Raw genomic sequence first — 12,907 nt, forward strand, 5'->3', positions numbered from 1 at the left:
ATCTATCGGGCCTCGTGCAGGGCAGCATCCGGCGCCTCCGGCTCGCCCATCGGATGCCCCGATGGCTTTTTGAGACCGAGGAAGCGATCACGCTGTTCGGCCCACAGCCGCGCGCATCCATCGTCACGCAGGGCAGCCACGCCGAGGACCTGGCAGCGGCGAAGACCATCGCGCAGCGGATTCGGCATCAAGCCCGCGGTTATGTGCGCGCCCTCGCCCGCCGGCTTGTTCTCCTTCCGGCTCATACCGAGCGCGGCCGCCGTGACGGCGGCCGCGACAAAGATGACTGCCACCAWGCGAGCGAGGGTTTTTCCGTCCATGGCCTTCGATCTCAGCGGTTGAACATCTGGACCGAGCCGGCCTCGTAGCCGGAGCCTGGCGTCAGGAAGCGGCGGCGTTGCTCGCGGCCCTGATCGACCGCGGCGGCACGCTCAGCCTCAGTCAGAGCCTGGGCGCGGCCGTTGGCGGCGACCACAGCGGTCAGGTCCGCGAGCTGCTGGCCCTGGAGCGCAAGAAGCTGATTGCCAGCCTGCGTCGCCTGCAGCGCTCCGGTCGCCGATTGGCTGGCGCCGACCAGCGCCGACATCTGCGCGCGGCCGGTCTCGATGTTTCCAACGACGCCCGCCTGGACGCGCATGGCGTCCTGAAGGCCGCCCACCGTGTTTTGCCAGCGCGAGCGCGCGTCCGTGACGAGCTCCTGGTCGGATGCAGAGAGCGAGACGCTGCCGTATTGCTGCTGAAAGGCCTTGTCGACCTGCTGGACGTCGAAGGCGATGTTTTGTGCTTGCCCGAGAAGCTGTTGGGTGCGCTGCACCGACTGTTGCAATTGCTGCAGCGAGGACAAAGGCAGGCTCGCCAGGTTGCGCGCCTGGTTGATCAGCATCTGGGCCTGGTTCTGCAGCGAGGTGATCTGGTTTGTGATCTGCTGCAGCGAACGCGCGGCCGTCAGAACATTCTGGGAATAGTTCGATGGATCAAACACGATGAAGGCATAGGCTGGCGCAGTCACCATCGGCGAGATCGCGAGCGGCGCGGCGAGCATCGCCGCGACCAGAAAGATGGCGCGCGGGCGGCTTTGACGAACAGTCATGGTTGGGGATCCTTTTCAGGTTGGGGAAGGGTCAGGTTGGGAATGAGGTCGGCGGCCCAGCCGACGTCGCGGGCACGCAGCCAGGCCGCCAGGAAGCCGTGGCGGCCATGCTCGGCGATGATGCTGCCGATCAGGGCCTGATCGCTCTTCGAGGACGCGGCGCAAAGTGCCAGCCCGACCTCGGACAGGCCGAGCTCGAAGAGACGGTTGCCGCGACGGGACTGGCAGTAGTAATCGCGCTTGGGTGTCGCTCGTGCCAGGATTTCGATCTGGCGGTCGTTCAGGCCGAAGCGCCGATAGATGGCGGTAATCTGCGGCTCAACCGCGCGCTCATTGGGCAACAGCAGCCGGGTTGGACAGCTTTCGATGATCGCCGGCGCAATGGTCGAATTGTCGATATCGGCAAGTGACTGGGTGGCGAAGACGACGCTGGCGTTCTTCTTGCGCAGCGTCTTCAGCCACTCGCGCACCTGCCCGGCAAACCCCTCGTCATCGAGGGCAAGCCAGCCTTCGTCGATGATGAGCAGCGTTGGACGCCCGTCGAGCCGATCGCCGATGCGGTGGAACAGATAGGACAGGACAGCCGGCGCGGCTTGCGTGCCCACCAGTCCTTCGATCTCGAAGGCCTGCACGGATGCCTGGCCGAGGTGTTCAGCCTCGGCGTCGAGCAATCGGCCGTGAGCGCCTCCGACACAGTACGGGCGCAATGCCTGTTTCAGCTCATTGGCTTGCAAGAGCACACTGAGCCCGGTGATGGTGCGCTCCTCGACGGGAGCCGAGGCAAGCGACGTCAGCGCCGCCCAGATATGCTCCTTTGCGTCCGGGGTGATCTGGATGCCCTCGCGCATCAGGATCGCGACGATCCAGTCAGCCGCCCAGGCGCGCTCGTATGTGTCATGAACCCGGGCGAGCGGCTGCAGCGAAACGGACGCGTCCACGCCTTCGGTGAGGTGCCCGCCGAGATCGTGCCAGTCGCCACCCATGGCGAGTGCCGCGGCGCGGATAGAGCCGCCGAAATCGAAGGCGAATATCTGAGCGTTGCGGTAGCGGCAGAACTGCAGCGCCATCAGCGCGAGCAGCACCGACTTCCCAGCGCCAGTGGGGCCGACGACCAGCGTATGACCGACATCGCCGACATGAAGGACCAACCGGAACGGGGTCGAGCCTTCGGTCTTGCCGTAAAGCAAGGGAGGACTGACCAGATGCTCGTCCCGTTCCGGCCCCGCCCACACGGCAGACAGCGGCATCATGTGGGCGAGATTGAGCGTTGAGATGGGCGGCTGACGGACATTGGCGTAGGCGTGCCCGGGCAAGGAACCGAGCCAGGCGTCGACGGCGTTGACGGTCTCGGCAATCGCCGTGAAGTCGCGGCCCTGGATGACCTTCTCGACAAGCCGTAATTTCTCGTCGGCCACGCGCGGGTCGCTATCCCATATAGCGACGGTCGCGGTGACATAGGCCATGCCCGCCATGTCGGCGCCGAGCTCCTGCAACGCAGTGTCGGCGTCGGCCGCCTTGTTGGCGGCGTCGGTGTCGAGGAGGGCTGACGCTTCGTTGGTCATCACCTCCTTGAGGATCGAGGCGATGCTCTTGCGCTTCGCAAACCATTGCCGCCTTATCCTGGTCAACAGGCGGACAGCGTCGACCTTGTCGAGCAGGATCGCGCGGGTCGACCAGCGGTAAGGGAAGGCCAGCCGATTGAGGTCATCGAGCAGGCCGGGTGTCGTGGCGGTCGGGAAGCCGACAACCGAGAGCACGCGAAGGTGCTTGTCGCCAAGTCGCGGCTCGAGCCCGCCGGCGAGCGGTTCATCGGCCAGCAGCGCATCGAGATAGATCGGCGTCTCGGGGACGCGCACCTTATGGCGTTTGGTCGAGATCGTCGAATGCAGGTAGGTGAGCGTTTCGCCGTCATCGAGCCAATGGCATTCCGGCATGAACCCGTCGAGCAGGGACAGCACGCGCTCTGTCCGATCGACAAAGGCGCGCACGATCTCGCCCGGATCCGCGTCCGACTGGTCGCGCCCCTCATAAAGCCACCCCTCGGCGCGCGTGGCGTCTTCGGGCGGTGGCAAAAACAGGAATGTGAGAAAGTAGCTCGATACGAAATGAACCCCCTCCTCGTCGAAATCGGCTTTGCGCTCGGCATCGAGCAAGCTGGAGGCCGCATTGGGAAACTGGCTCTCGGGATAAGGAGCCGCTTCGTGCCGCTGCGCTTCAACGAAGATACTCCAGCCCGAGCCGAGGCGACGAAAGGCATTGTTGATGCGCGACGCCACCGCAACCAGCTCTGCCGCGACGGCGGAGTCGAGATCGGGGCCGCGAAACCTCGCGGTGCGCTGAAAGCTTCCATCCTTGCTGAGCACGACGCCCGGCGCGACGAGAGCTGCCCAAGGCAGATAGTCGGCAAGGCGAGCAGCGGTTCGGCGGTATTCGGCAAGGCTCATCATAGCGGCGCCCTCAAACCGAAAAATGTCCGGGGAGCCGCAGGTGCCGGCGCCCAACCTCGAAAAACAACGGATCGCGCCTGGCGGCCCATACCGCCGTGAAATGTCCGATTGCCCAGATGAGCAGACCGACCAGCCACAGCCGCAGCCCAAGACCGACCGCGCCCGCCAGCGTGCCATTCAGGATCGCGATCCCGCGCGGCGCGCCGCCGAGCAGGATCTGCTCGGTCAGCGCCCGGTGGACGGGCACCGTCCACCCCGGTATGGCGTCGAGTTGTTCGAGAGCGGTTGTCATCAGATCAACGCTCCGCCGCCGAACGAGAAGAACGACAGGAAGAAACTCGACGCCGCAAAGGCGATCGAAAGGCCAAAGACGATTTGGATGAGCCGCCTGAAGCCGCCCGAACTGTCGCCGAAGGCCAGCGTCAGGCCGGTGACGATGATGATGATGACGGCCATGATCTTGGAAACCGGTCCCTCGACCGACTGCAGGATCTTTTCGAGTGGCTGTTCCCACGGCATCGAGGAGCCTGACGCATGGGCGCTCGACGCGACCAGGAGATTGACGGCAAGGGCGGCGGCCCCCGCGGCCAGGTGGCGGTGGCAGTGTGCAAGGAGGCGGATCATGAGGTTTCTCCTGGGTTGATCGGTGTGGCTTGAGCAATGCGATAATCGCCGTCAGGGCCGAGCCCCTCGACCCGGACGAGTTCGCTAAGCCGTCGCGCGGTGCCACGTCCCGACAGGACGGCGACGAGGCCGATCGTGTCGGCGATCAACGCACGCGGGACAGTGACGACGGCTTCCTGGATAAGCTGCTCAAGGCGGCGCAGGGCGCCGATGCCGGAGCCCGCATGAAGGGTGCCGATGCCGCCGGGGTGCCCGGTTCCCCATGCCTTCAGCAGGTCGAGGGCCTCGGAGCCACGCACCTCGCCGATGGGAATGCGATCGGGCCGCAGGCGCAGCGAAGAGCGAACCAGGTCGGCGAGCGTGGCGACGCCATCCTTGGTGCGCATTGCGACAAGGTTGGGCGCGGCGCACTGCAGTTCGCGGGTGTCCTCGATGATGACAACCCGATCCATCCCTTTCGCCACTTCGGCGAGCAGCGCGTTGGTGAGGGTGGTCTTGCCAGTCGATGTGCCGCCGGCGACAAGGATGTTCGCGCGACCGGCAACCGCGGCGCGCAATATCGCGGCCTGACCGGCGGACATTATGCCTGCCGCGACGTAGTCATCGAGCGTGAACACGGCTACGGCGGGCTTGCGGATCGCGAAAGCCGGTGCTGCGACGACGGGCGGCAACAAGCCCTCGAAACGCTCGCCGGTCTGCGGCAACTCGGCCGAGACACGCGGGGAACGGGAATGGACCTCGGCGCCGACATGATGGGCGACCAGGCGCACAATCCGCTCGCCAGCGGCAGGCGCCAGCATTTCCCCTGTATCGGCCAAACCTTCCGAAAGCCGATCTACCCAGATGCGGCCATCCGGGTTCAGCATTATTTCAACGATCGCGGGATCGTCGAGAAACCGGGCGATGGCCGGTCCGAGCGCGGTGCGCAGCATGCGCGAGCTGCGCGCGCGTCCCTCGGTATCGTTGTGCGAGATAGCCATCCTGTCCCCGTCTGAGCCGGGAACGCGTCAAACAACGCCCGGTCGGGGACGATCAAAAGAGCCCTGAAGCGATCCGATTCAACGGGTTTCAGCCGTCATCGTAGCGTAGCGTGCAATTACCGGCCAACGGCGGCGGCGACGGCCGTTGCGCCATAATGTAAACTTTCGCAATAATTTGTACATGTTTATTGACAGTCGACTCCGGCCGGGTTTATGAGAGAGCCGCCGATGGCCTGCTCCTACAGGCATCGTTCTTTCCACGGCGCGGAGGATGTCATGAGGTCCGGTCCGGAGGGCGCGATGTCTCGGCGCAAAACCGCCCTCCTCAAGCACGCCGACACGATACTGACATCGTCGCCGCCCGCCTCGACGAAGAGTGGTGGGACCCCATGAACATGCTCCACATCTGGCTGGGCATTCTGCAAGGGCTGGGTATCACCGCACAGGTCACGGCCTATGGCCTGGTCTTTGCAGTCCCCTTCGCGCTCGTCTTCGGCGTCGCGCAGTTTCTGACCACCGGCATGACGCGCTTTCTGGTTACCTCCGTGATCGAATTCTGGCGCAGCTCAGCGGTCGTCGTCCTGCTCTTCTTCTTTTACTACGTGCTGCCGGTGATGGGGGTCACTCTGTCGGCGCTGACCGTCAGTGCATTGGTGCTCGGTCTCAACACCGGCGGCTATGCCAGCCAGGCGGTTCGCGCCGGGCTGCAGTCCCTGCCCGCCGGCCAACGCGAGGCGGGCATGGCGCTCGGCCTCTCGCGCCCGGCGATCCTGCTTCTGATCGAGCTGCCGCAGGCGCTGGTCGCGATGAGCCCGACCTTCGTCAACAACCTTATCCAGCTCGTCAAGGCGACGTCCCTCGTCTCGCTGGTCACGCTGACGGACATGACCTTCCGCGCCAAGGAAATCGCGCAGACCGACTACGACCCCGTCGCGATCTATTCGGCGCTGCTGCTGGCCTTCTTCGTCGTCTGTTATCCGATCGCACTTGCCGGCCGCTGGCTCGAGGCGCGGGTCAATCCTGAAAGAGGAACGCCGCGTGGGATTTAACCTCGATTTCGCACTATCGACCGTCCCAACGATCATCGGAGCGATCGGAACGACCCTGCTCGCAACCGTCTTGAGTTGCCTCGGCGCCTCAGTGCTTGGTTTCACTTTCGAAATGATCCGCCGCGGGGGCGGTGCGACTGGCCTCGCCGTCCGCTTCCTGATCGACTTCATCCGCTCGACGCCGGTTCTGGCCTGGCTCTATTTCCTGTATTTCGTCCTGCCCTTCTACGGGATCCGGCTTGGCGCCATGACGGTCGGCATACTGGGGCTGAGCCTGTACTACAGCGGCTATCTGGCGGAGGTGTTCAAAGCGGGCATCGACGCGATCCCGAAAGGCCAGCAGGAAGCGGCCAGAGCCTTGTCGCTCACCCGCCGCGACACGGTCGTTTTCGTCATCGCGCCGCAGATGTTGCGCAACGTCGCCGCACCGTTGGGCAACTATCTTGTGTCGATCCTCAAGGCGACGCCCTATCTCGCGATCCTGGCCGTGCCCGAAATGCTCGGACGCGCCTTCGATATTGCTTCTGAAACCTATCGATACGCAGAGCCGTTGACCGTTGCCGGCATACTGTTTCTCGCTCTGGCCTTGCTCATCTCTTATGGCGTGAAGCGCGTCGAGCAGCGCCTGCTTGCAGCTGGACGCCACTGATGATCGCTCAGGCCCCACATCCCGTCCCGGCCGTTCAATCCATTCCTCACGTCCGGATCGACGGCCTCAACAAATGGTTCGGTGTCCTGCACGTTTTGAAAAACATCGATCTATCCGTACGGCCGGGCGCACGCATCGTGGTTTGCGGACCGTCCGGCTCCGGCAAGTCGACCTTGATCCGCTGCATCAACGGTCTCGAGCCTTTCCAGAATGGAACGATCGAGTTCGAAGCGGCAACTCTGAGAAAAGATGGCCACGATACCACGAAGGCGCGCCGGCAGACAGGCATGGTGTTTCAGAGCTTCAACCTGTTCCCACACCTCACCGTGCTCGCCAACTGCACGCTGGCGCTGCGCCGGGTTCTCCTGAAACCAGCACGGGAGGCCGAAGAGATCGCCATGCAGCATCTGACAGCAGTGCGCATCCCCGAAAAGGCGCAGGCCTACCCGGCCCAGCTCTCGGGCGGCCAACAACAAAGGGTGGCGATCGCGCGCGCGCTTTGCCTCAATCCCCGCATCATGCTGTTCGACGAACCCACCTCGGCGCTCGACCCGGAAATGATCAAGGAAGTACTCGACGTCATGATCGCGCTCGCGAGCAGCGGCATGACCATGGTCTGCGTGACCCATGAAATGGGTTTCGCACGCGAAGTCGCCGATGAGATCGTTTTCATGGACGAAGGCCGCATCGTCGAGCATGCCTCGTCCAAAGACTTTTTCTCAGCAGGCGCTCACCCACGCGCCCGGCTGTTCCTGGATACCATCCTGAGCCATTGAGAGCCGACGCGTGTGAACCGGCGTGCCGGCGATCGGTGTGCAAGCGCGCCACATGCCGGAAGCGCCGAGCAGGTCACCACTCCGGTGCGAACGCGTAGCCAGCCGAGCGGACCGTCCGGATCACATCGCTTCCTACGGACGCCCGAAGCCTTTTGCGCAGCCTGGCTATATGAACGTCGACGCCCCGCACGTCGGTTGCGGCGGCATGTTCAGGCCACGCAGTCGCGACCAGTTCCTCGCGGCTGAAGACCTTGCCAGGCTGCGCCAAAAGGCTGCGCAAAAGCTTGAACTCGATCGGCGGCATGACGATTTCTTTTTGCCTGAAGAATGTCCGGTGGGTCTGCCGCTCCAGCCGGAAATCGCCATGCACCAACTCGCCCGAGTCCGTTTCGCGTGAAAGCTTCGCAAGGCCCGCTCTGCCATGCAGCCAGGCCAGAAGCTGTTCGGGGGCGAACGGCCGGGAAAATATCTCGTCGACGCCAGCCTTGATCAGGTCCAGATGCAGCTTGCCGGAACGCGGGGCAACCAGGCTCACGACCGGCGTCCCCTTGGTTGCGGCGCCAGACTTCAACCAGGCGCACTGTTTGACCACTGCACGGTCGCCTGGATGGCAGTCCATGATCACGGCAAGCGGGGCTGCCGCCTCGATGGCGCGTGCGATTTCCCGGTCTCCCGTGATCAGTCGAATCTCGAAGCCAGCTACCGAAAGTATGTGCCCGAAAACCAGGAAAAAATCCGGGTCCTTCGAGGAGATCAGGACCAGCGGCTTCATGAGTTCATCAACCGGGTTCGACACATCATAAGGCTGACTACAGCGCAAATGGGCGCGATGACAATATCCCTGGGCTCCTTTGAATCCTTTCAACCTTTCTGAGTCGTGCCTCGGCCCAAGTTTCGGGTGCTTATGGATAAGCGGGAATGCGTCGAGTGTGGACGGCAGCTTTGCGCCTCAAGTCGGTCGTTCAGGCGGCTTGCTGAGTCACCCAGAAGCTGCCGTTCAACACGGCGAGCAGAATCGGTCAAGAGGGCGGAAAGCCGCCTCACGATAGTGCAGTATAGCGGATGCAGCATGGTTGAAAAAGCGGACGTTCACACATAGAGCGTGACCTGCCACGGGACTTTCATCCATTCACGTGAGCTCCGTTCCGGACGGTCCTGAAGCTTGAGCTAGGTTTGCTGCACCGCGTTAAAGCATGCCGACGGATTCCGTCAGGAATGACGCAATCATCGGCAGAAGGGCGAATCAGGTGCTGGAGTTTCTGGCGTCGGGGCCTAAGTGATCGGGTTTTCCGGGTCTTTGCTCCATTTCCCAATCTGCAAGTAGATCGCGCAAGGTCGCCTCCGCGTCCTGCAGCCGTTGCCCCCGGCGTTGTGAGAGCATGAAGGTCAACGGACGGATGTGCCAGGCATGGCGCTGAATGGCGACAAGGGTGCCGGCCGCCAGATCGCCCGTGACCAGATCGCGCGGCATGTGGCCCCAGCCGAGGCCCGCGGTCAAAAAGTCATGCTTGGCGCTCAGGTCGTTGACATGCCACTTGCGCTCTCCGACCACGGCCACTTCGGTCTTGTCGGCGTTCGGGCGGTTGTCGGTGACGACAAGCTGCACATGCCGGCTGAATTCGTCGGTTGGAACTGGTGAGCGTGCTGCGGCCAGGGGGTGGGTCGGGGCGCAGACTGTGACCATCGACGTCTCTCCCAGCCAGTGCCGTTCGATGGCGTCAGGGTTCAACTCTGGCACGTCGGCGATGGAAATGGCCATGGAGCAGACGCCGTCGAGGACCAGCGCCTCGCCGCCCTGCATCGTCGTCATCCGCAGGCTGACTGCCACCATGGGCGAGAGGGTCTGCAAAGACTGAAGGCAGGCAATCAGATGCGGCCGGGGAAAATAGACGTCCGCCGCAATCGACAGCTGCGGTGCGCCGAACCGCGCGATGGCACTGGCGCGGGTCTTCATCTCTTCAGTGCGGGCGATGACCGATCGCGCGTCGGGCAGAAGGTTGCGCCCAGCAGCGCTGAGTTCGGCGCGGCGCGCATCCCGCTCGAAAAGCGCGACATCAAGCGCCTGCTCCAGCGCAGAGATGGCATGACTGACGGCGGACTGCGCCCGCATAAGTTTCTTGGCGGCACCCGAAAAGCTGCCTTCTTCGCAAACGGCCACGAAGGTGCGCAACTGGTTGATGGTGACGCTGTCCAGCAAATTCCCATCCAATCATTAGATGTATAGAAGCGAAATTACGTCAATTTACTGATGCAATCAAGAGCACTAAATATCGGTCATCAGTTGGCGATGGCGACCTTCCCAAGATTGCAGCCGCCCTGAGCCGGACAGAACAAACCTTCGATCAAGCCTCTCGTCAGGCCGTGCACTCGTGTCGGTGCCGGTCATCAGGAAAGAATTGACCATGCCTCACAGACCGAAAACCGGGTCGGGAAGCTGGATTGCGCGGATTGCCAACCGGCTCCGCCCGACCGCAGGCGGCCCCGTTTCCCAGACTCCCCTCCCCCTTTCAAAAAGGACTCCCCTCATGCCCACCCTTCTCGTCATCGAAGTCAGCCCGCGTTTTGATTTTTCAACCTCGCGCAAGCTGACCGAACGCTTCGTTGCGGCCTGGATGGCTGCCAATCCGCAAGGCAGGGTCATCACCCGTGACCTGGCCAAGGCGCCGGTTCCGCTGGTGGATTTCGCCTGGATCGGCGGGGCCTTCATGCCGGCCGACACGCACACAGCCGAAATGACGGCGGCCATCAGGGTGTCCGATGATCTGGTCGCGGAACTGAAGTCCGCCGACCACCTGCTGATCGCGACGCCGATGTTCAACTTCTCGATCCCGGCAGCGCTCAAGGCCTGGATCGACCAGATCGTGCGGGTCGGGGTGACGGTGGGCCCCGACAACAAGGGCCTTCTGACCGGCAAGCGCGCCGACATCATCCTGGCCACCGGCGGTGATTTCACGCCAGGCTCGCGCGTCGCGGGCTACAACCTTGCCAGCGGGTATCTGACCCAGGTGCTGGGGTGGATCGGGATCACGGACGTCAACATCACGCTGGCCGGCCGGAGCGTCGCGGGCGGCGTCGGCGAAACCGCGATCGAGGCCCTTGGCGCCACGGTCGAAGCCGCCGCCGTCCGAGCGACGGCCAGTGCCGCAGCGATGTGACACCGGGGATCGCCGCCATGATCTTTCAACCGCAAGTCGCCCAACGCGGCGTTGCCCGGATTGACGATCCAGTGACCACAGCGGGCTTCGTTTCCGGCCATCGGGTTCGGCGGTTGATCGGCAGCGACAATCCCGCCTTCAGCGATCCCTTTCTGCTGATGGGCGAGGACTGGATGCCGCATGGTGCCTATTCCGTTCATCCGCACCGCGGCATCGAAACCCTGACCTACGTCATCGAGGGGGTGGTCGATCATCACGACTCGGCCGGTCATCTCGGCTGGTTAGGGTCCGGTGATGCACAGTGGATGACAGCGGGGCGCGGCGTTCTGCACGAGGAAAGCGCGCCTCCGGGCACGATTGCCCACACGCTGCAACTCTGGATCAACCTGCCCGCCGCCGCCAAGATGACCGAACCACGGTATCAGCATCTGCGGGCGGTGGACCGGCCTCGGTGGGAGCGGGGCGGCACCCGTATCTCCGTCTTCTCGGGGCAAAGTCATGGGATTTCGGCCACTACGCTGAACCATGTCCCGGTGACCATGCTCAAGGTCGATCTGGGTCCGCGCGACGCTACGTCGATCGACCTTGCCGGAGAAGACAACGCCTTCCTTTTCCTCCTGGAAGGCAGCGTCCTTGTCGGACCGGGTGAAAGCCGCGTCAGTGCCGGGCAAATCGCTTGGCTTACGCGCCCGAACCAGCCGGAGCCGACAGAATTGACACTGCGCACGGACGATACGTCCGTGAGCCTTCTCGTCTTTGCGGGAAAACCCATGCACGAGCCTGTCGTCTTCGGCGGCCCTTTCGTGATGAACACCGCCGAAGAAATACGTCAGGCCCGCCGGGACTTTGCGCGCGGGACCTTCGCCTCCAACAGCCAAGCCACAGCAGTGGCGCAACCAAAAGGAAAATGACCATGACCTACAGCATCATCGGCACCGGCAACGTCGGCCTGACCCTCGCCGGGATATTCTCGCGCGCCGGCATCGACGTCGCTATTGCCAACACCCGCGGCCCAGCCACGATCGAGCCCCTGATCGCATCGCTTGGCCAGAGTGTGACGGCAGCCACGCTGGACGCGGCTCTCGAGGCCCACGTGATCTTCTTTGCCGTCCCTTTCCTCAACTTCAAGGATGTTGCCGCCACGCGGTCGGACTGGACCGGCAAGATCGTTATCGACGTCACCAACGCTGCCTTTCTGCCGCTCGACGTGCAGGAGCGCGAACTTCAGGGCCGCTTGTCGTCCGAGGTCAATGCAGATCGGGTCCCCGGCGCGAATCTCGTCAAGGCGTTCAACCAGTTGCCGATGAAGGGACTTGTAGCCCCGGTCATTCCGGATGGCCGCCGCGTCGTGTTCGTGTCGAGCGACGACGAGGCCTCCAGCGCTTTGGTCGCCAAACTGGTCTCCGACCTTGGCTATGCACCGATCGAATTGGGCAAGATCGCGGAAGGCGGGCGCCTGATCCAAGCCAGAAATGCCCTGATTTTCCAGAACCTGATCAAGGTCGGCTGAAAGCGTGTGAAGTTGGTTGAGATAGAAGAAATCCGTCGGACCGCCAGTCCATCTGGCGATCCGACAATGAACCATAGCATGTGATATCTGGACGAAGCCAAAGCTGGCAACGGCCGAGGTCTTGGCACCGGTCTTTTTTCGATGTTTCGGGCCAGTAGTCGGCAAAGGACCTTCGGTCCTGTTTGATGCTCCGGTAGGTGTGATCGCGCCCGCTTGGAGCCTGACGGCTTGCACGGTTGAGCGACACGTCAGCATCGGCGGCATTGTCCAACTGAAAATGCTGCGGCCGGCGAGAATGGCTGGTACGGAAAAGCCACAATGCGGCTTGCCACGGCCGCCGACGGTCGGCAATGGGCCGGAACCGTCGGTGGGCGCGGCATGGGGGAATGTCCTCTGTGGATGGCTCCCGCGATGCAAGGGGTGATTTGACGTTTCTGACGATTGGGTCAGGTGCGGTCTTCTGTCCGGCCTGTTGATGCAGTCGTTCATGTTGACCGCTGGCCTTGATGGTATCCGCGAGTCAGGTCCCACTCTGCTTTGCGGGCAATGATGCCCACGACATTCGCACGGGTTATCCCAGCTCCCGGTATGACCGGTTCGCCATCACATCTCATCGCCCTTGCAACT

14 protein-coding genes are annotated in these 12,907 nt (G+C 63.2%); 6 read left to right on the plus strand and 8 right to left on the minus strand.

Going from position 1 to position 12,907, the window contains the following annotated elements:
• Nucleotides 1-2 precede the first annotated feature (2 nt).
• The 6 genes from trbK-alt to trbB are packed head-to-tail and all read right to left on the minus strand — an operon-like array spanning nt 3 to nt 5,141.
• On the minus strand, nt 3-320 hold the full coding sequence (gene trbK-alt, locus AC1D2G_RS15735; RefSeq protein ID WP_477415094.1) for a putative entry exclusion protein TrbK-alt: 318 nt from the start codon (nt 318-320) through the stop codon (nt 3-5).
• Nucleotides 321-331: 11 nt separating this feature from the next.
• Entirely contained in the window at nt 332-1,090 is a 759-nt protein-coding gene (gene trbJ / locus AC1D2G_RS15740) for a P-type conjugative transfer protein TrbJ (RefSeq protein ID WP_477415096.1), read from the minus strand.
• Nucleotides 1,087-3,537: a conjugal transfer protein TrbE gene (trbE, locus tag AC1D2G_RS15745; RefSeq protein WP_477415098.1), complete on the minus strand. Its 2,451-nt coding sequence runs from the start codon at nt 3,535-3,537 to the stop codon at nt 1,087-1,089. The genes trbJ and trbE overlap by 4 nt, the downstream gene beginning before the upstream one ends.
• Before the next feature lie 10 nt (nt 3,538-3,547).
• Complete coding sequence (locus tag AC1D2G_RS15750) at nt 3,548-3,829, minus strand: VirB3 family type IV secretion system protein (protein WP_477415100.1); 282 nt, start codon at nt 3,827-3,829, stop codon at nt 3,548-3,550.
• The gene (locus AC1D2G_RS15755; RefSeq protein WP_477415102.1) at nt 3,829-4,161 is read right to left on the minus strand and encodes a TrbC/VirB2 family type IV secretion system protein; all 333 of its coding nucleotides are present in this window, start codon (nt 4,159-4,161) and stop codon (nt 3,829-3,831) included. The genes AC1D2G_RS15750 and AC1D2G_RS15755 overlap by 1 nt, the downstream gene beginning before the upstream one ends.
• Nucleotides 4,158-5,141, minus strand: coding sequence for a P-type conjugative transfer ATPase TrbB (gene trbB / locus AC1D2G_RS15760; protein WP_477415104.1), 984 nt, complete (start codon nt 5,139-5,141; stop codon nt 4,158-4,160). Before trbB ends, AC1D2G_RS15755 begins: the two co-directional genes overlap by 4 nt.
• A 389-nt stretch (nt 5,142-5,530) precedes the next feature.
• Here trbB and AC1D2G_RS15765 point away from each other — a divergent pair, with 389 nt between their 5' ends.
• The 3 genes from AC1D2G_RS15765 to AC1D2G_RS15775 are packed head-to-tail and all read left to right on the plus strand — an operon-like array spanning nt 5,531 to nt 7,615.
• Nucleotides 5,531-6,190 carry an amino acid ABC transporter permease gene (locus AC1D2G_RS15765; RefSeq protein WP_477415106.1) on the plus strand — a complete coding sequence of 220 codons (660 nt, stop codon included), beginning with the start codon at nt 5,531-5,533 and terminating at the stop codon, nt 6,188-6,190.
• On the plus strand, nt 6,180-6,839 hold the full coding sequence (ehuD, locus tag AC1D2G_RS15770; RefSeq protein ID WP_477415108.1) for an ectoine/hydroxyectoine ABC transporter permease subunit EhuD: 660 nt from the start codon (nt 6,180-6,182) through the stop codon (nt 6,837-6,839). The genes AC1D2G_RS15765 and ehuD overlap by 11 nt, the downstream gene beginning before the upstream one ends.
• The gene (locus AC1D2G_RS15775) at nt 6,839-7,615 is read left to right on the plus strand and encodes an amino acid ABC transporter ATP-binding protein (RefSeq protein ID WP_477415110.1); all 777 of its coding nucleotides are present in this window, start codon (nt 6,839-6,841) and stop codon (nt 7,613-7,615) included. Before ehuD ends, AC1D2G_RS15775 begins: the two co-directional genes overlap by 1 nt.
• A 73-nt stretch (nt 7,616-7,688) precedes the next feature.
• On the opposite strand, the gene AC1D2G_RS15780 is transcribed toward AC1D2G_RS15775, so the two are convergent.
• Both AC1D2G_RS15780 and AC1D2G_RS15785 read right to left on the minus strand, forming a co-directional pair.
• Nucleotides 7,689-8,387 carry a winged helix-turn-helix domain-containing protein gene (locus tag AC1D2G_RS15780; RefSeq protein WP_477415112.1) on the minus strand — a complete coding sequence of 233 codons (699 nt, stop codon included), beginning with the start codon at nt 8,385-8,387 and terminating at the stop codon, nt 7,689-7,691.
• A gap of 471 nt (nt 8,388-8,858) precedes the next feature.
• Nucleotides 8,859-9,812 (minus strand): LysR family transcriptional regulator, encoded by a 954-nt coding sequence (locus AC1D2G_RS15785; protein ID WP_477415113.1) that lies wholly within the window; start codon nt 9,810-9,812, stop codon nt 8,859-8,861.
• Nucleotides 9,813-10,140: 328 nt separating this feature from the next.
• Between AC1D2G_RS15785 and AC1D2G_RS15790 the strand changes: the two genes are divergently transcribed.
• From AC1D2G_RS15790 to AC1D2G_RS15800, 3 genes are read left to right on the plus strand one after another with little or no spacing between them, the layout of a single operon-like run.
• Nucleotides 10,141-10,770, plus strand: a complete 630-nt coding sequence (locus AC1D2G_RS15790) for an FMN-dependent NADH-azoreductase (protein WP_477415115.1) — start codon at nt 10,141-10,143, stop codon at nt 10,768-10,770.
• Between the two features lie 17 nt (nt 10,771-10,787).
• Entirely contained in the window at nt 10,788-11,681 is an 894-nt protein-coding gene (locus tag AC1D2G_RS15795) for a pirin family protein (protein WP_477415117.1), read from the plus strand.
• 2 nt (nt 11,682-11,683) lie between these two features.
• Complete coding sequence (locus AC1D2G_RS15800) at nt 11,684-12,280, plus strand: NADPH-dependent F420 reductase (RefSeq protein WP_477415119.1); 597 nt, start codon at nt 11,684-11,686, stop codon at nt 12,278-12,280.
• Nucleotides 12,281-12,907 lie beyond the last annotated feature (627 nt).

It is taken from the genome of Mesorhizobium sp. P2_C7, assembly GCF_056404515.1.